Source organism: Nocardioides sp. LS1 (assembly GCF_003865225.1).
Lineage (GTDB): Bacteria > Actinomycetota > Actinomycetes > Propionibacteriales > Nocardioidaceae > Nocardioides > Nocardioides ginsengisegetis.
In genome coordinates this window covers 1-17,850 of sequence record NZ_BIFF01000001.1, presented here as the reverse complement: position 1 = coordinate 17,850, position 17,850 = coordinate 1, and the positions used below count along the sequence as shown (strand labels likewise).

General features: G+C 74.6%; 14 protein-coding genes, 1 pseudogene and 3 riboswitches. Of the genes and pseudogenes, 9 read left to right on the top strand and 6 right to left on the bottom strand.

Annotation, left to right across the window (positions count from 1 at the left end):
• Position 1: 1 nt before the first annotated feature.
• A riboswitch (cobalamin riboswitch) is annotated at positions 2–148 on the top strand.
• 22 nt (positions 149–170) lie between these two features.
• From EJF31_RS00075 to EJF31_RS00040, 8 genes and pseudogenes are all read left to right on the top strand, one after another.
• A complete protein-coding gene (locus EJF31_RS00075) occupies positions 171–2,153 on the top strand; it encodes a VWA domain-containing protein (RefSeq protein ID WP_125035088.1) in 1,983 nt (660 codons plus the stop codon).
• The gene (bluB, locus tag EJF31_RS00070) at positions 2,150–2,776 is read left to right on the top strand and encodes a 5,6-dimethylbenzimidazole synthase (RefSeq protein ID WP_125035087.1); all 627 of its coding nucleotides are present in this window, start codon (positions 2,150–2,152) and stop codon (positions 2,774–2,776) included. Before EJF31_RS00075 ends, bluB begins: the two co-directional genes overlap by 4 nt.
• A 2-nt stretch (positions 2,777–2,778) precedes the next feature.
• The gene (gene cobO, locus EJF31_RS00065; protein ID WP_125035086.1) at positions 2,779–3,393 is read left to right on the top strand and encodes a cob(I)yrinic acid a,c-diamide adenosyltransferase; all 615 of its coding nucleotides are present in this window, start codon (positions 2,779–2,781) and stop codon (positions 3,391–3,393) included.
• Between the two features lie 18 nt (positions 3,394–3,411).
• Positions 3,412–5,749, top strand: a pseudogene (locus EJF31_RS22495) (cobyrinate a,c-diamide synthase).
• A 14-nt stretch (positions 5,750–5,763) separates the two neighbouring features.
• Positions 5,764–5,840, top strand: a riboswitch (cobalamin riboswitch).
• 57 nt (positions 5,841–5,897) lie between these two features.
• On the top strand, positions 5,898–6,113 hold the full coding sequence (locus EJF31_RS00055; protein WP_125035085.1) for a CbtB-domain containing protein: 216 nt from the start codon (positions 5,898–5,900) through the stop codon (positions 6,111–6,113).
• An 8-nt stretch (positions 6,114–6,121) separates the two neighbouring features.
• Entirely contained in the window at positions 6,122–6,874 is a 753-nt protein-coding gene (locus tag EJF31_RS00050; protein ID WP_125035084.1) for a CbtA family protein, read from the top strand.
• Positions 6,871–7,911 (top strand): nicotinate-nucleotide--dimethylbenzimidazole phosphoribosyltransferase, encoded by a 1,041-nt coding sequence (gene cobT, locus EJF31_RS00045; protein ID WP_260430551.1) that lies wholly within the window; start codon positions 6,871–6,873, stop codon positions 7,909–7,911. Before EJF31_RS00050 ends, cobT begins: the two co-directional genes overlap by 4 nt.
• A 4-nt stretch (positions 7,912–7,915) precedes the next feature.
• Positions 7,916–8,659 (top strand): adenosylcobinamide-GDP ribazoletransferase, encoded by a 744-nt coding sequence (locus tag EJF31_RS00040; RefSeq protein WP_125035083.1) that lies wholly within the window; start codon positions 7,916–7,918, stop codon positions 8,657–8,659.
• A gap of 5 nt (positions 8,660–8,664) precedes the next feature.
• On the opposite strand, the gene cobU is transcribed toward EJF31_RS00040, so the two are convergent.
• Entirely contained in the window at positions 8,665–9,189 is a 525-nt protein-coding gene (cobU, locus tag EJF31_RS00035) for a bifunctional adenosylcobinamide kinase/adenosylcobinamide-phosphate guanylyltransferase (RefSeq protein ID WP_125035082.1), read from the bottom strand.
• 11 nt (positions 9,190–9,200) lie between these two features.
• Between cobU and EJF31_RS00030 the strand changes: the two genes are divergently transcribed.
• The gene (locus EJF31_RS00030; RefSeq protein WP_125035081.1) at positions 9,201–10,133 is read left to right on the top strand and encodes a cobalamin biosynthesis protein; all 933 of its coding nucleotides are present in this window, start codon (positions 9,201–9,203) and stop codon (positions 10,131–10,133) included.
• On the opposite strand, the gene EJF31_RS00025 is transcribed toward EJF31_RS00030, so the two are convergent.
• From EJF31_RS00025 to EJF31_RS00005, 5 genes are all read right to left on the bottom strand, one after another.
• On the bottom strand, positions 10,090–10,827 hold the full coding sequence (locus EJF31_RS00025; protein ID WP_125035080.1) for a cobalt-precorrin-6A reductase: 738 nt from the start codon (positions 10,825–10,827) through the stop codon (positions 10,090–10,092). The genes EJF31_RS00030 and EJF31_RS00025 overlap by 44 nt on opposite strands.
• A complete protein-coding gene (locus tag EJF31_RS00020) occupies positions 10,824–12,254 on the bottom strand; it encodes a cobyric acid synthase (RefSeq protein ID WP_125035079.1) in 1,431 nt (476 codons plus the stop codon). The genes EJF31_RS00025 and EJF31_RS00020 overlap by 4 nt, the downstream gene beginning before the upstream one ends.
• Positions 12,251–12,970: a precorrin-6A synthase (deacetylating) gene (gene cobF / locus EJF31_RS00015; protein ID WP_125035078.1), complete on the bottom strand. Its 720-nt coding sequence runs from the start codon at positions 12,968–12,970 to the stop codon at positions 12,251–12,253. The genes EJF31_RS00020 and cobF overlap by 4 nt, the downstream gene beginning before the upstream one ends.
• Positions 12,967–16,569: a cobaltochelatase subunit CobN gene (gene cobN / locus EJF31_RS00010; protein ID WP_125035077.1), complete on the bottom strand. Its 3,603-nt coding sequence runs from the start codon at positions 16,567–16,569 to the stop codon at positions 12,967–12,969. The genes cobF and cobN overlap by 4 nt, the downstream gene beginning before the upstream one ends.
• Positions 16,570–16,602: 33 nt before the next feature.
• Positions 16,603–16,742: riboswitch (cobalamin riboswitch) on the bottom strand.
• Positions 16,719–17,426 (bottom strand): ferredoxin, encoded by a 708-nt coding sequence (locus EJF31_RS00005; RefSeq protein ID WP_260430550.1) that lies wholly within the window; start codon positions 17,424–17,426, stop codon positions 16,719–16,721. (Overlaps the previous riboswitch by 24 nt.)
• Positions 17,427–17,850: the final 424 nt, after the last annotated feature.

Below are 17,850 nucleotides of genomic sequence, written 5' to 3'. Positions count from 1 at the left end.
CGTGGCCGCACAGCCACGAGGTGCCCCCGTCCGGGGGAGAATCTGGGAAGCCGGTGAGAGTCCGGCACAGGCCCGCTGCGGTGACCCGGAGGACGCGAACGCGTCGATCCGGGAAGTCCGAAGACCGGCCTCGCGGCGTCCATTCCATGGCGGACGAGCGGGAGCCTCACATGCCACAGCAGTACCCCTTCAGCGCCGTCGTCGGATCTGACGAGATGGCCCTGGCCCTCCTCCTCACCACGATCTCCCCCGAGGTCGGCGGCGTCCTCGTGCGCGGCGAGAAGGGCACCGCCAAGTCCACGATCGTGCGGGCCCTCGCCGGCGTGCTGCCGCCGATCGACGTCATCGCGGGCGACCGCTTCTCCAGCGACCCGCGGGAGCGCCAACCGCTCTCCCCCGACGGCCCGTTCACCCCCGACGCCGACACCGAGACCCGCCCGGTCCGCCTGGTCGAGCTGCCCGTCGGCGCCACCGAGGACCGGGTCCTGGGCTCGCTGCACCTCGAGCGCGCCCTGTCGGAGGGCCACGCGGAGTACGAGCCCGGCCTCCTGGCCAAGGCACACCGCGGCATCCTCTACGTCGACGAGGTCAACCTGCTGCACGACCACCTCGTCGACCTGCTGCTCGACGCCGCGGCCATGGGCCGCTCGACCGTGGAGCGCGACGGCGTCTCGGTCTCGCACGCGGCCCGCTTCGTGCTCGTCGGCACCATGAACCCCGAGGAGGGCGAGCTCCGGCCGCAGCTCCTGGACCGCTTCGGCCTCACCGTCGAGGTGGCCGCGCCCCGCGACCCCGTCCAGCGGGTCGAGGTGGTGCGCCGCCGGATGGCCTACGACGCGGACCCCGATGCGTTCTGCGCCCGCTACGCCGAGTCCGAGCGCGCCCTGACCGACCGGGTGCTCGCCGCGCAGAAGCTCGTCGGGCAGGTCGAGCTGTCCGACGGGATGCTGGTGAAGATCGCCGAGCTGTGCGCCGCGCTCGAGGTCGACGGGATGCGCGCCGATCTCGTCACGGCCCGCACCGCGGTCGCGCACGCCGCCTGGCACGAGCGGTCCGAGGTCACCCTGGCCGACGTACGCGCCGCCGCCCGCCTCTCGCTCCCCCACCGCCGTCGGCGCAACCCCTTCGACTCCCCCGGCCTGGACGAGGACCTGCTCGATGAGATCCTCGGCGACGACGAACCCGATCCCGATTCCCCGCAGCCCGATCCCGATGGCGGCCCGGACGATCCCGGGACGTCATCCGAACCGGCTGCCGGAGAGACCACCCCGCATGACGTCCCCGGCGACCCCGGCGCTACGTCATCCGATCCGGCTGCCGAAGCAGCCACGTCGCATGACGTCCGGGCGGACGCGGGGGCGACGTACCGGCCGAGGCTGTTCACCGTCCACGGCACCGGTGCCGGCGAGGCGGGCCGGCGCAGCCGCGCGCGGACCGACAACGGCCGCCGGGTCGGGTCGGAGCGGGGCGGACGCGGCCCGGTCCACCTCCTCGAGACCGTCCGGGCGGCCGCGCCGCACCAGGCGGCCCGCGGCCGGACCGACGGCCCCCTGCGCTTCCGCGCCGACGACCTGCGCGTCGCGACCCGGGAGGGCCGCGAGGCCAACCTCGTCCTGTTCTGCGTCGACGCATCCGGCTCGATGGCCGCGCGCAAGCGGATGGAGCAGGTCAAGACCGCGATCCTCTCGCTGCTGCTCGACGCCTACCAGCGCCGCGACAAGGTCGGCCTCGTGACGTTCCGCAGCGACCGCGCCGAGCTCGTGCTGCCGCCGACGCACTCCGTCGACGTCGCGGCGAAGCGGTTGGCCGACCTCCCCGCCGGAGGGCGTACGCCGCTGGCCGAAGGCCTCCTCGAGGCCGCCCGCGTCCTGGGCGTCGAGCGGGTCCGCGACGCCCGTCGTCGGCCACTCCTCGTGGTGGTCACCGACGGACGCGCCACGTCAGGCCGCGACGCTGTCGAACGTTCCCGAGAGGCAGCCCGACACCTCGCCGCGGACGGGGTCGACGCGGTCGTCATCGACTGCGAGATCGGGCCGCTGCGGATGGGGCTGGCGGGTGTGCTCGCCGAGCACCTCCGCGCGGGGCACGTCCCCGTCGCCGAGGTCAGCGCCGCGGAGCTGACCCGGATCGCGCGCGACGGGCGCGCGGCGTGAGCGCCGGCCTGTACGACGTGATCGCCCGTCGTCGCGACGTGCGCGCGGAGTTCACCGGCGAGCCGCTGGACCCGGCCGTGCTCGACCGGCTCCTGGTCGCGGCCCATGCCGCCCCGAGCGTGGGGCACAGCCAGCCGTGGGACTTCGTCCTGGTCCGCGACCCGCGGACACGCGACGAGTTCGCTCGCCACGTCGCCGGCGAGCGGGAGGTGTACGCCGACTCGCTGCCCGCCGACCGGCGCGAGACCCTCCGCCCGATCAAGGTCGAGGGCATCCGCGAGTCGGGGCTGGGCGTGGTCGTGACCTACGACCCGGACCGCGGCGGGCCGCACGTCCTGGGCAGGCACGCCATCGCCGACGCCGGGCTCTACTCCACCTGCCTCGCGATCCAGAACCTGTGGCTGGCCGCGACCGCCGAGGGCGTGGGCGTGGGCTGGGTGTCGTTCTACCGCGAGGAGTTCCTGCGCGACCTGCTCGGCATCCCCGAGCGGGTGCGACCGGTGGCCTGGCTCTGCCTGGGGCCGGTCAGCCACCTGCAGGAGGTCCCGGACCTCGAGCGGCACGGCTGGCGCGAACGCCGCCCGCTCGCCGAGGCCGTGCACCACGAGAGCTACCGGAGGTAGTCGTGCCCCAGGGACAACCACTCGCCGTGCCCGACGACGGGCTCACCACGCGGCAGCGGCGCAACCGGCCGCTGCTGATGGTCCACACCGGCGACGGCAAGGGGAAGTCGACGGCCGCCTTCGGCCTCGCGATCCGCAGCTGGAACCAGGGCTGGAACGTCGGCGTCTTCCAGTTCGTGAAGTCCGCCAAGTGGCGGATCGGCGAGCAGACCGTGCTCGAGCGGCTCGGCGAGCTGCACCGGGAGACCGGCGAGGGCGGCTCGGTCGAGTGGCACAAGATGGGCGCCGGCTGGTCGTGGTCGCGCAAGACCGGCGAGGCCGAGGACCACGCCGCCGAGGCCGCCGAGGGCTGGGCCGAGGTCAAGCGCCGGATCGCCGCGGAGAGCCACGACCTGCTCGTCCTCGACGAGTTCACCTATCCGATGGAGTGGGGCTGGGTCGACGTCGACGACGTCGTCGAGACCCTCGCGAACCGGCCCGGGCGCCAGTTCGTCGTCGTCACCGGCCGTCGCGCCCACCCGCGGCTCGTCGAGGTCGCCGACCTCGTCACCGACATGACCAAGGTCAAGCACCCCATGGACGCCGGCCAGAAGGGCCAGCGGGGCATTGAATGGTGAGGGAGTGGTGACGCAGTGGTGAGCCTGCCGCGGCTGGTCGTCGCCGCCCCCGCCACCGGCCAGGGCAAGACCACCGTCGCGTCAGGACTGATGCGCGCACTGACCCGCCGGGGGCACGTCGTCAGTGGGCACAAGGTCGGACCCGACTACATCGACCCCGGCTACCACGCCCTCGCCTGCGGTCGTCCCGGTCGCAACCTCGACCCGCACCTCGTGGGTGAGGAGCGCGTCGTCCCCCTGCTGCTGCACGGCGCCCGGGGCGCCGAGGTCGCGGTCATCGAGGGCGTGATGGGCCTGTACGACGGCCGCATCGGCACCCGCGGCTTCGCCTCCACCGCCCACGTGGCCGCGCTGACCCGCACGCCCGTCGTGCTGGTCGTCGACATCTCCAGGTCGTCACGTTCGGTCGGCGCAGTCGTGCACGGCATGGCCACCTGGGACCCGACCGTCGACGTCGTCGGGGTGATCCTCAACAAGGCCGGCTCGGACCGGCACGCCGCCGAGGTCGCGGACTCGATCGCCCTGCCCGTGCTGGGGATCCTCGGTCGCAACGACGCCCTGGTGACCCCGTCACGGCACCTCGGGCTGGTCCCGACCGGCGAGCGCGACGAAGCCGACCGGACCCTCGACCGGGTAGCCGACCGGATCGCCGACGGCGTCGACCTCGACCGGGTCCTCGAGCTCGCCCGCACCGCCCCGCCGCTCGACGAGGAGCCGTGGCGCCCTGGGGTCTCGGCAGGCTCGACCACCGAGGGGCGACGGCGGGTGGTGGCGATGGCCGCCGGGCCGGTGTTCACGTTCCGCTACGCCGAGACCGCTGAGCTCCTCGCGGCCGCCGGCTGCGACGTGGTGGCCTTCGACCCGCTCACCGCCGCGGCCCTCCCCTCCGGCACCGCCGGGATCCTCCTCGGCGGCGGCTTCCCCGAGGTGCACGCCGACGCGCTGGCCGCCAACCAGCGGCTCCGGCACGAGGTCCGGGACGCGGTTCGGTCGGGCGTGCCGACGGTCGCCGAGTGCGCCGGGCTCCTCTACCTCTGCGACACCCTCGACGGCCGGCCCATGGTCGGTGCGCTGGACGCGACGGCGCGGATGACCGAGCGACTGACGATGCGCTACCCCACCGCCACGGCCGCCACCGACTCACTCCTGACCAGGGCCGGCGAGCAGGTCACCGGCCACGAGTTCCACCACACGTCGGTCACGCCGCCCGGCGACACCGGCTGGACCGTCGACGGGGCCACAACGGGGTGGGCGACCCCGACCCTGCACGCGTCGTACCTCCACACCCACTGGGCCGGCCACCCCCAGCTGGCACAGCGCTTCGCGGACGCGGTCCACGCCCATGCCTGACGCGCTGGACGACCCGCTCCGCCACCACGGCGACGTCGAGGCGCGCGGCCTGCTCGACCTCGCCGTCAACGTGTACGCAGGTCCCCGCCCGGCTTGGCTCGACGCGGCACTGCACGCCAGCCTCGACGACGTCGGCCGCTACCCGACCGCGACGGGGGCCGAGCGTGCCCTCGCCGTCCGCCATGGCGTCCACCCCGACCGGGTGCTCGCGACCGCCGGTGCCGCGGAGGCGTTCTCACTCGTCGCGCGGTGGCGGGACTGGCGGCACCCGGTCGTCGTGCACCCGCAGTTCACCGAGCCGCACGCGGCGCTCGAGCAGGCGGGCCACCGGGTGACCGGGGTCGTCCTCCGCGGCGACTTCACCCTCGACCCGACGGTCGTCCCCGAGGACGCCGACCTCGTGGTGATCGGCAACCCGACCAACCCCACCGGCGTGCTGCACCCGGCCGCCATCATCCGCGCCCTGCTGCGGCCCGGCCGGACGGTGCTGGTCGACGAGGCGTTCATGGACACCGTCCCCGGCGAGAGCGAGTCGGTGTCCGCCGATGCCTGCCCCGGCCTGGTGGTCACGCGGAGCCTCACCAAGCACTGGGGCATCCCCGGGGTGCGGGCCGGCTACGTCCTCGCCGAGCCCGGTGTCGTGGCCGCGCTGCGACGCGGCCAGGTCCCGTGGTCGGTGTCCACGACGGCCGCCGCCGCGATGGTCGCGTGCTCGTCCGAGGCGGCCGCCGGCGAGGCCGCGCGGCGCACCGGGCAGATCGCAGAGTGGCGCTCACACCTCGAGGAATCCCTTGCCCGCTTGGGGATTCCTCACATCCAATCCTCCAGCTCGTTCGTCCTCGCACGCGTGGGTGAGGGCGTGCACGCCCGCCTCCGCGCCGCGGGGATCGCCGTACGACGGGCCGACACCTTCCCCGGCCTGGGCCCCGACTGGGTGCGCATCGCGGTCCGTCCACCGGCCGTGACGGACACGCTGACGACGGCCCTGGTCCATGCCCTAGGCTGACCGCGCGGGCACGAGGAAGCCGGTGGGAATCCGGCACAGTCGCGCTACTGTGACAGCTCTCCTGAAGCACCTGGGACAGCTGGAGTCAGACCCGAGTGTCCGCCACTTCCATTCACCTTGGGACGCACTCATCCCTTCAGGAGGACACATGTCGCAGACGTCTGCCACCCCGCTCGCACCGGTCGAGATCCCCTCGATCCCGCTCGCCCAGATCGCCCCGTGGGCGCTCTTCTTCGGCCTCCTCGGCCTGCTCGCGATCTTCTTCGTGAGCGCCGACCAGGGCGCGGTCTCCATCCCGTCCGGGATGCTGCTGCACGAGTTCGTGCACGACGGCCGCCACCTGCTCGGCTACCCCTGCCACTGAGCGCACGCATGACTCCGCGCGCGTTCCTGCTGCGCGGCCTGCTCGCCGGACTCCTGGCCGGGATCGCGACGTTCGTCGTCGCGTTCACGGTCGGGGAGCCGCACGTCCAGGCTGCCATCGACGTCGAGGAGGCCCACGCGGCCGCCGCGACGCACCACCACGACGAGCCCGAGCTCGTCTCCCGCAACACCCAGCGCACCTGGGGACTGCTCACCGCCAGCGTCGCGATCGGCACGGCGCTGGGCGGCCTGGTCGGTCTCGTCTCGGCGGGGGTTGTCGGCCGGCTCGGGCGGCTCAGCCCCGGCCAGTCCACGGCGCTCGTCGCCGCGGCAGGCTGGGTCGCGGTCACCCTGGTGCCGTTCCTGAAGTACCCCGCCTCCCCGCCTGCCGTCGGCGACCCGGACACGATCGGGCAGCGCACCACGTTGTTCTTCGTGTTCCTGCTGGTCTCCGTCGTCGCGGCGGCGGCCTCGGTCGCCCTGGGCAACCGGCTGCACGCCGCACGCGGCGCGTACGTCGCGGTGCTCGCCGGCACGGTCACCTACCTCGCGCTGATGGTGGCGACCGGCTTGGTGATGCCCTCGGTCAACGAGGTGGGCGACTTCCCGGCGGACACGCTCTGGTACTTCCGCCGCGCCTCCCTGATCACCGACGCCGCCCTCTGGGCGGTGCTCGGCGTGGCCCTGACCGGCCTGGTCGGCGGGCTGCACCGGCGCGAGTCGGCGACCGTCGCCCGCCGCGAGCTGGCGGCGAGCCTGTGAGCGCCGCTGCGACACGCGTGGGGCCGCCCGACCCGCGGGTCCGGGCCACGGCTGCGGAGCGCCTCGCCGGGCTCGCCACACCCCCCGGTGCGCTGGGCCGGCTCGGCGAGCTGGGGGTCTGGGTCGCCGCCACCCAGGGCGTCGTCCCACCGCGTGAGCTGACCGACGTGCGGCTGGTGATCTTCGCCGGCGACCACGGGGTCGCGGCGCACGGCGTCTCGGCCTACCCACCGGCGATCACCGGCGCCATGGTCCGCACGTTCGTCGCCGGCCGGGCCGGGGTCTCCGCGCTGGCGGCCGCGCACGACGTGGCCGTCCGGGTGCTCGACCTCGGCGTCGACGACGACCTGGCTGACGTGCCGGACGACCTTCGCCGCCACAAGGTCCGGCGGGGCTCCGGCCCGATCCACCTCGAGGACGCCCTGACACCCGAGGAGACTCGCGCGGCCCTGGCGGCCGGCGAGCGGGTGGCGCACGAGGAGATAGCAGCCGGGGCCCAGCTCCTGCTGACCGGCGACATGGGCATCGGCAACACCACCCCGGCGGCGGCACTGATCGCGGCCGGGCTGGGGCTGCCGGCCAGCGAGGTCACCGGCCGCGGGACCGGCGTCGACGACGCGGGCCTCCGGCGCAAGCAGGAGGTCGTCGACCAGGCGCTGCGGAGGGCGGGCGACCGCGTCGACGACCCGGTCGAGACGCTGACGGCGCTCGGCAGCGCCGACCTCGCGGCCACCGTCGGCTTCCTGGTCGCGGCTGCCCGCGCGGGTGTGCCGGTCCTGCTCGACGGCGTCATCTCGGTGGCGTGCGCGCTGACGGCGGACCGGCTGGCGCCGGGTGCGGTGGCGTGGTTCGCGGCCGGGCACCGGTCGACCGAGCCGGCCCAGTCCCTCGCGCTGGACAAGATGGGGCTCGTGCCGCTGCTGGACCTCGGCATGCGGCTCGGCGAGGGCAGCGGTGCGGTGGCGGCGGTGCCCGTGGTGCGGAGTGCGGTGGCGCTGATGCGCGACGTCGCGTTGCTCGCCGAGATCGCGCCCTGACCCCGTGCGTGACGCCTGGCGGCTGGCGACCGGCACCCTGACCGCGGTGCCGGTCGCCGCCCCGCGCGCGGTGACCCCGGCCGTCGCGCGGTCGGCGATGCTGCTCGCCCCGCTGGCCGCGGTCCCGCTCGGGCTCCTCGTCGCGGGCGTCGGGCTGGCCGGCCGGGAGCTCGGGATTCCCCTGTCCCCACTGGGGTTCGTCGCCGTCGGTGCACTCGCGGCGGGCAGCCGCGCCCTGCACCTCGACGGCCTCTCGGACACCGCCGACGGGCTCACCGCGTCCTACGACGCGGAGCGCTCGCTGGCGGTCATGAAGTCCGGCACCGCCGGGCCGGCCGGTGTCGTCGCGGTGGTCGTGACCCTCGGCGCGCAGGCGCTGGCCCTCGCGGCGCTCTTCGGTTCCCTGCGCGGGATCGTCCTCGCGGGCGTGCTTGTCTGCCTGTCCCGCTGCGCACTGGCGATCACGTGCTCCCGGGGCGTCCCGGGCGCGCGGACCGACGGGCTCGGGTCGTCGTACACCAGCACGGTGCCGCGGGCCGCGACCGTCGCGGTCTGGGTGGGTGCGGCCGCCCTCGCCGGCCTCCTGGCACCGGATCCGGCGCGCGTGGTGCTGGCCGTCGCCCTCGCCGCCGTGGTGGTCGTGGTGATCGTCCGGCGCACGGTCCGGCGCTTCGGCGGCGTCACCGGCGACGTGTTCGGCGCCGCGATCGAGCTCGCGCTGGCGACGATGCTGGTGGTCGCCGCGTGAGCGCGTCAGAGCCGCAGCACGCGCCCGGACACCACGAGCAGCACGTCGTCGCAGGCCGCGGCCACGCGCTGGTTGGCCGTCCCGAGCAGGTCGCGGAACAGCCGCCCGGACCGGTGCGCGGGCACCACGCCCATGCCGACCTCGTTGGTCACCAGCACGACGGTGCGGTCGGTCGCGGCGAGGGCGGCGGCGAGGTCGTCGGTCCGTCGCTCGAGCAGGGCACGCGCTTCCTCCGAGGTCGCCTCCCAGGCCCCCTCCTCGTCCAGCACGCCGGTCACCCAGGTGCCGAGGCAGTCGACGAGCACCGATCCGGTCGCCTGTCGCACGGCACTCGCGAGGTCGCGGGTCTCCACCGTCGTCCAGGTCGCGGGGCGGCGGGCGCGGTGGGCCGCGACCCGCGCGGCCCAGTCCGGGTCGTCCTCGCCGATGGGACCCGGCGCGACGTACGTGACGTCCGGGTGGCCGGCGAGCAGCCCCTCGGCGTGGGCCGACTTCCCCGACCGCACTCCCCCGGTCACCAGCGCCTTCACCGGGACCTCCCGTGAGCGGCCGCGCGCTCGGTCTGCTGCTGGGCTTCGCCGCGGACCGCGCGCTGGGCGACCCCGCACGCTGGCACCCGGTCGCCGGCTTCGGACGCGTCGCCACCATCCTCGAGCGTCGGACGTACGTCGACCGCCGGGCGGCAGGAGTCGTCCACGTGGCCGTGCTGGTGGGCGGGGCCGTTGCGCTGGGTGCCTTCGCCGAGCGGGGACCGCGCGTCCTCGGCACCGCGCTGGCCACCTGGACGGTCCTCGGCGGGACGTCGCTGGACCGCGAGGCGGCCGCCGTCGACCGGCTGCTCGCCCAGGAGCGCCTGGCCGACGCGCGGGTGCAGGTGGCCCGGCTGGTCGGCCGGGACACGAGCGCCCTCGACGAGGCGGAGGTGGCCCGCGCCGCGATCGAGTCGCTCGCGGAGAACACCTCCGACGCGGTCGTCGCGCCGCTCGTGCTCGGCGCGGTCGCCGGCGTCCCGGGGCTGCTGGCCTACCGCGCGGCCAACACGCTGGACGCGATGGTGGGGCACCGCAACGAGCGCTACGTGCGGTTCGGCTGGGCGGCCGCCCGGCTCGACGACGCGCTGAACCTCGCCGGCGCGCGACTGACGGCGCTGCTGGCCGCTGCCCTCGCCCCGACCGTGGGCGGGTCGCCGACCGAGGCCATCCGGACCTGGCGCCGAGACGCCGGCGGCCACCCGAGCCCCAACGCCGGGCCGGTGGAGGCGTCCTTCGCTGGCGCGCTCGGCATCCGGCTCGGTGGCGTCAACGTCTACGGCACCCGGGTCGAGGACCGCCACGTCCTCGGCAGCGGCCGTCCCGCCGCAGGTCACGACATCACCCGCGCCCGGACGCTGGCCCGCCGCGTCGGCGTCGCGGCGGTGGCCGTCTTGGCGCTCATCGCGACGCGAGCCACGCGGCCGCCTCGGCGACGTCGCTGACCGTCCCGACCCCAGCGGGTGCCGCCGGCCGGCGGACCACCACGACCGGGACGTCCAGCTCGGCCGCCGCCGCGAGCTTGGGCCACGTGTGGTCGCCCCCGGAGTCCTTGGTGACGAGCACGTCGGTGCCGTGCTCACGCATCGTGGCGAGCTCGGCGCCCAGCGCGTAGGGGCCGCGGTCGAGCAGCACCCGCCAGGCCAGCGGCACCACGACGTCGGGCTCGTCGACGACGCGCACCAGCGCCGGGTGCTCGCCCAGCGGGCCGACGAAGGACGCGAGCCGCTGGCGGCCGACAGTCAGGAACGGCCGCTCCCCCAGGCCCGCCGCGGCCTCGGCCGCCTCGTCGTGGGAGTCGACCCAGCACCAGCCGGCCGCCTCGGGCGTCCGCGACCAGCCCGGCCGCTGCAGCCGCAACAGCGGGACGTCAGCCTCCGCGCACGCCGACGCCGCGTGCACCGAGATCCTTGCGGCGAAGGGGTGCGTGGCGTCGACGACCGCGTCGTACCCCTCGGCGAGCAGGTGCTCGCGCAGGCCGTCGGCCCCACCGAAGCCGCCGATGCGCACCTCGCCGAGCGGCAGCCGCGGCCGGGCGACCCGACCGGCGAGGGACGAGACGACGTCGACACCGTCGGTCACGAGCCGGGCCGCGAGCTCGCGCGCCTCGGCGGTCCCGCCGAGCAGCAGCACCCTCATCGCGACGCCCCGGGCGGCAGCAAGGGCAGCCCGGCCGGGGCACCGGACCGGGCCAGGGAGAGGAGTGCGTCGACGTCGAGGTGCTCCTCGACGAGGTCGCCCAGGAGGTCGAGACGGCGCTCGCGTGCGGCCGGGAACGACGCGGCCGAGGCCACGCCGAGCGCGTCGGCGAGGAAGGCCGCGCGGGTGGCGTCGTCCTCGAGGCTGCCGTGCACCATCGTGCCGAGGACCGCGCCGGACCTCTGGTCTCCGCTGACCCGGCCGTGGTGGATCTCGTAGCCCGCGGGTGCGTGCACCCGCAGCACCTTCTCGGGCGTGAACTCCGTGTGGAGCTCCAGCAGCCCCAGCCCCTCGACTCCGGCGCCCGCCTCGCCCTCGACCCCGGCCGGGTCCGCGATCGTCCGGCCGAGCATCTGGCAGCCGCCGCAGATCCCGAGCACCGGGCGCCCGGCCGCGGCGTGCTCCGTGATCGCCCGGTCGAGGCCGCGCGAGCGCAGCCAGGCCAGGTCGGCGATCGTCGCGCGCGTCCCGGGCAGCACCACGAGGTCGGCGTCGGAGAGCCCGCGCGGGTCGGACACGAAGACCACGTCGAGGCCCGGCTCGAGCCCGAGCGCGTCGACGTCGGTGAAGTTGCTGATCCGGGGCAGCCGCACCACCGCGACGCGGCGGACGGCAGGGTCCGGCGAGGACCGGCGGCCGTCGAGGTCGAGCGCGTCCTCGCTGTCCAGCCACAGGCCGGGGTGCCACGGCAGCACGCCGTGTACGCGCCGTCCCGTGAGCCGTTCCAGCTCGTCGAGCCCGGGCGTCAGCAGGGAGACGTCGCCGCGGAACTTGTTGACCACGAAGCCCGCGACCAGCGCCTGGTCGGCCGGCTCGAGCAGCGCGACCGTGCCGAACATCGCCGCGAACACCCCGCCCCGGTCGATGTCGCCGACCACGACGGTCGCCAGCCCGGCATGGCGGGCCAGCCCCATGTTGACGTAGTCGCTGGAGCGCAGGTTGATCTCGGCCGGGCTCCCCGCGCCCTCGGCCACGACGACGTCGTAGCGGGAGGAGAGGTCGTCGAAGGCGTCGTACGCCGCGCGCGCCAGGTGCCGCCGCCCGTCGACGAAGTCGCGGGCGGACACCTCGCCGGCGGGCCGGCCCATCACGACGACGTGCGAGCGCCGGTCGCTGCCGGGTTTGAGCAGGACCGGGTTCATCGCGGCCTCGGGCTCGGCCCGGGCGGCGAGCGCCTGCACCCACTGGGCGCGGCCGATCTCGGCACCCCCCGCATGACCCGCGGTGACCATCGAGTTGTTGGACATGTTCTGTGCCTTGAACGGCGCGACCCGCACGCCGCGGCGCGCGAACGCCCGACACAGCCCCGTCGTGACGATGCTCTTGCCGGCGTCGGAGGTGGTGCCGGCGACGAGGATCCCGCTCACCCGCTGGCCTGCCGCCGCAGGAGGTGGATGTCCATGACCCAGCCGGCGGCGTCCTTGACGCGAGTCCGGGCCTCCTCGATCGCGGGGAGCACGTCGCCGACACGTCCCGCCACCAGCGCCTCGTGCGGCGTGCCGAGGTTGGCGCCCCACCAGATCGACCAGTCCTCGAGGCCGTCGAGCTCGAGGGCCCGGTTGAGCATGACGACGATGTTGTCCTGGCCCTGCTCGACCGCCTCGCGGAGCCGGCGGCCGGTGGTCACGTGCAGCGGGCCGCCGACCTCGTGCAGGACGATGCCGTGCCGGGCCGCGAGCAGCTGCGGCGCGCTGATGCCGGGGACCACGGCGACCTCCACGGGCAGCTCAGCGGCCAGCCGCAAGGTGGAGTCGTAGAGCGCGGGGTCTCCCCACACGAGCATCCCGACGTCGCCGGGGTGCTCCGCGAGCGCCGCGCGGCAGGCAGCGACCCGAGCCGCGTGCCAGTCGCGCACGGCGGCCGGGTAGTCCTCCGGGTCCGCGCGGTCACGAGGCGGGTCCGCGACCACGACGACCGGCGGATCGCCGTACTCCTGGCAGATCGCCGCGCGCGCCTCGAGCAGGGGATCGTCCTCGGACTTCCGGAACGCCAGGACGACGTCCACCGAACGCAGGGCCTCGGCTCCCTCGCGCGTGAGGTGCTGCGGGCCCATGCCGACCCCGATGACGAACAGCCGCGTCATCGGTCCTCCAGCTCGCCCTCGAGGTCGAGGTAGACGCGCTGCATGTCGGCGAGCACGTCCGGGTCCGGCGACTCCCACAGCCCGCGGTCGACCGCCTCGTGCAGCTTCTCGACGATGCCGCGCAGCGCCCACGGGTTCGACTGGCGCATGAAGGCCTGGTTGGTCTCGTCGAGGACGTACTCCTTCGCGAGGGTGTCGTACATCCAGTCGTGCACCACGCCGGTGGTGGCGTCGAAGCCGAAGAGGTAGTCGACGGTCGCGGCGAGCTCGAAGGCGCCCTTGTAGCCGTGCCGCTGCATCGCCCCGATCCAGCGCGGGTTGACCACGCGGGCGCGGAAGACGCGGTTCGTCTCCTCCTGCAGGGTGCGGGTCCGGACGGCGTCGGGCGTGGTCGAGTCCCCGACGTAGGCCTGCGGGTCGGAACCGGTCAGCGCGCGGACGGTGGCGACCATGCCGCCGTGGTACTGGAAGTAGTCGTCGCTGTCGGCGATGTCGTGCTCGCGGGTGTCGACGTTCTTGGCCGCCACCTTGATCCGCCGGTAGTTCGCGCGCATGTCGTCCGCCGCCGGTGCCCCGTCGAGGTCGCGCCCGTAGGCGAAGCCGCCCCACGCCGTGTAGACCTCGGCGAGGTCCTGGTCGTCGCGCCAGGAGCCGGACTCGACGAGCTGCAGGATGCCCGCGCCGTAGGACCCCGGCTTGGAGCCGAAGATCCGGGTCGTCGCGCGGCGCTCGTCGCCGTGCTCGGCGAGGTCGCGGCGCGTGTGCGCGCGGACGAAGTTGAGGTCGTCCGGCTCGTCGAGCCCGGCCACCAGCCGGACGGCGTCGTCGAGCATCGCCACGACGTGCGGGAAGGCGTCGCGGAAGAAGCCCGAGATCCGTACGGTCACGTCGATGCGCGGGCGACCGAGCTCCTCGAGCGGTACGACGTGCAGGTCGCGGACGCGCCGCGACGCCTCGTCCCACTCGGGGCGGACCCCCAGGAGCGCCAGCACCTCGGCCACGTCGTCGCCGGAGGTGCGCATCGCGCTGGTGCCCCACACCGACAGCCCGACCGACTCGGGGTAGCCCCCGGTGTCGTCGAGGTAGCGCTGGACGAGCGAGTCGGCCATCGCGACGCCGGTGTCCCACGCCAGCCGGGACGGCACGGCACGCGGGTCGACGGTGTAGAAGTTGCGGCCGGTCGGCAGCACGTTGACCAGCCCGCGCAGCGGCGAGCCCGACGGCCCGGCCGGCACGAAGCCGCCGTCGAGTGCGTGCAGGACCGCGTCCAGCTCGTCGGTCGTCCGGCCCAGCCGCGGCACGACCTGGGTGGCGGCGAACCGCAGGACGCGGCGTACCTCCTCGTCGTCGTGCAGGTCGTCGGCTGCCTCGGGCACCCACCCGGCGGCTTCCATCCGCTCGACGAGGTCGCGGCCCTGCCGCTCGATCTCGTCGACCGCGACCCTCTCGGTGGTCGAGCCTGTCGAGACCTCCTTGAGGCCGAGCGCGGCCCGCAGCCCCGGCACCGACGCGGTCTCGCCACCCCAGACCTGGGCGGCGCGCAGGATCGCGAGCACGAGGTTGACCCGCGCCTCGCCGTCCGGCGCCTGGCCCAGGACATGGAGCCCGTCGCGGATCTGGGCGTCCTTGATCTCGCAGAGCCAGCCGTCGACGTGCAGCAGGAAGTCGTCGAACTCCTCGTCCTCCGGCCGCTCGTCGAGACCGAGGTCCCTGTGCATCTCGGCGGCGTGCATGAGCGTCCAGATCTCGCCGCGGATCGCCGGCAGCTTGGCCGGGTCCATCGCGGCGATGTTGGCGTGCTCGTCGAGCAGCTGCTCGAGACGCGCGATGTCGCCGTAGGACTCCGCCCGCGCCATCGGCGGGATCAGGTGGTCGACGATCGTGGCGTGCGCACGGCGCTTGGCCTGCGCCCCCTCGCCGGGGTCGTTGACGAGGAAGGGGTAGATCAGCGGCATGTTCCCGATCGCCGCATCCGTGGCGCAGGCCGCGGACAGGGCCGCGTTCTTGCCGGGGAGCCACTCCATCGAGCCGTGCTTGCCGAGGTGGACGACGGCGTCGGCCCCGAAGCCGCGCTCCAGCCAGCGGTACGCCGCGAGGTATTGGTGCGAGGGCGCGAGATCGGGGTCGTGGTAGATCGCGACCGGGTTCTCGCCGAAGCCGCGCGGCGGCTGGATGAGCAGCACGACGTTGCCCGCGGTGATCGTGGCGAGCACGATCTCGTTGCTGTCGTTGACGTAGAGCGCTCCGGGCGCCTCGCCCCAGGTCTCGGTCACGTCGTCCATCAGGGCGGCCGGCAGGTCGGCGGTCCACCGACGGTAGTCATCAGCCGCGATCCGGACGTGGCTGTCGGTGAGCTGGGCGGCGGTCAGCCACTCCTCGTCCTGGCCCCCCGCGGCGATCAGGGCGTGGATCAGGGTGTCGCCGGCGACGGTGTCGTCGGCCTCGTCGAGGCCGGGGATGTCGCCGGGGCCGCCCAGGTCGTAGCCCGCGTCCCGCATCCGGCGGAGCAGCCGGATTGTGGAGACGGGGGTGTCCAGGCCGACGGCGTTGCCCACCCGCGAGTGCTTGGTCGGGTAGGCGCTCAGCACCAGCGCCACCTTGCGGTCGGCCGGCGGGACGTGCCGGAGCCGGGCGTGGTTGACCGCGATGCCGGCCACGCGCGCGCAGCGCTCCGGGTCGGCCACGTAGCGCGGCAGGCCGTCGCGGTCGATCTCCTTGAAGGAGAACGGCGCGGTGATGATCCGGCCGTCGAACTCCGGGATCGCGATCTGGCTGGCCGAGTCCAGCGGGGTCACGCCGTCGTCGGAGGCCTCCCACTCCGCGCGGCTGCCGGTCAGGCAGAGCCCCTGCAGGACGGGGATGTCGAGGGCGGCCATCCGCTCCACGTCCCACGCCTCGTCGTCCCCGCCTGCGCTCGCGGTCGCCGGCTGGCTGCCGCCCGCGGCGAGCACGGTCACCACGAGCGCGTCGAGGGTGCCGAGGGCGTCGTACAGCTCGTCGGGGGCGGCGCGCAGCGAGGTGGAGAAGATCGGTACGCCGACCGCACGGCCGGTCGCGTCGATCGCGTCGGCCAGCGCATGCGCGAAGGCGGTGTTCCCGCTGGCCTGATGGGCCCGGTAGAACAGCACGCCCACTCGGGGGAGCCCCTCGTTCGTCGAGCTCGTCGAGCCCCGCTCGCAGAACCCCCACGCCGGGATCACCGCGGGCGGCTCGAACCCCTTGCCGGTGAGCAGCACGGTGTCGGAGAGGAAGGCGTGCAGCTGGGCGAGGTTGGCTGGGCCGCCCTCGGCGAGGTAGCGGTGCGCCTCGGCGGCCACGCCGATCGGGACGCTGGAGAGCTCCGTCAGCTCGGCGCTGGGCTGCTGCTCGCCGCCGAGCACGACCGTCGGGATGCCGGTGTCGCGGATCCGGCGGAAGCCGTCGCAGAGGTCCTGCGGCGAGCCGAGGATCCGGGCGACGACGAGGTCCGCGCCCTCGATCGTCTCTGCCATCGACTGGTGGCCGGATCGGGACGGGTTGCCCCAGACGTAGTCAGCGCCGGAGGCCCGGGCCGAGAGCAGGTCGGTGTCGGACGTCGACAGCAGGGCGATGCGGGTCATCGGCAGGAGCCTCCTCGGGGTTCTCGCCCCGCTGGTGGTCGGAAGTCCCGTGGCCAGTGTCTGGCTGGGCCGTCCCTCGCGGGCCGGCCTCACAGTGGCGGAACCGCCCCGGACTCTCACCGGGTTCCTGTTCCACGAGACGTGTGCGGTCAGCCTAGAGGAGGACGGGTGCGCGGGAGTCGCCGCGTCTCGACCGGGCGGCCGGCGACGAGGTGGCCCGCGACGATCTCGCGGGCCGCGCCGGGGTCGACCCCGCCGTACCAGACGTCGTCGGGCTGGACGCTGACCACCGGCGCCCGGTTGCAGGGGAACTGGCAGCCCGTGTGCGTGACCAGGACGTCGTCATCGCCCAGGCCGTGCTCCATGAGGGCGAGGACGAGCGCCTCCGCCGATGCGTCCGAGCCCAGCGCGGTGCAGCGCGGCCCGCGACAGACCAGCACCTGGTGGCGGTGTCCGGGCACGTCCTCCCACGCAGCACTCGTCAGGCCGGGCTCGGTGCCGGTGAGCGGGCGGGTGTCGGTGAGCAGCACGCCCAGGTCGCCCTCGTCCCGGAGCAGGCCGGTGGCCACGTCGACCTCGGGCTGGTGGCCGGCACGCTCGCGGCACCAGTGCGCCGCGACCCGGCGCAGCCACGACACCGCCGGCGCCAGCGTGCCCAGGCTGACGCCGACCAGCACGATGCTCCGCTCCCCCGCGTCGGCCAGCCGGGCCAGCTCGCGGGACAGCGAGGGGTCGCCGAACTGGAGAAAGGCCACCGACGCGCTGTGCTCCCGCGCCAGCTCGTGCAGCCGCTCGCGGGCGTCGACCTCGCGCACGGACATGCCGACGAGGACGACGTGCTCGGTCGCGGTGGTCACGGGCGCATCATGGCCGATCCATGTCGTCGAGCGCACACGGACGAAAACGTCCGGGATGTCGACACACTGGGCTCAAGGCTCGGGCGTGGCCGACCGCGCCGGATTGCCGCGTTGGTGAGCGAGGCCCCTGGCGTGCGTGAACGAGCCGGGTCAACAACTCCGGCGGCGCCTCGTTGGTCGAACCGGACTGCGCCGACGAGCTTGAGCACACGCCGTGCGGGAATCCTGCCCGGCGTCGCGCAGGTGGCAACCGCACGTGCGCCGCCACCTGCGCGCCGAGGCCGACTTCCTCCCCGCGGGCTAGGTGTACCCGGCCGGGACGTTGGTGACGGTGCAGGTGTCTTGACGTGAGGAGAGCCCCCGGTTGGGGTGTGGCTTGTCTAGGTCCCACTCCAAACCGGAGGCTCTCGTGTCCCACGCTAAT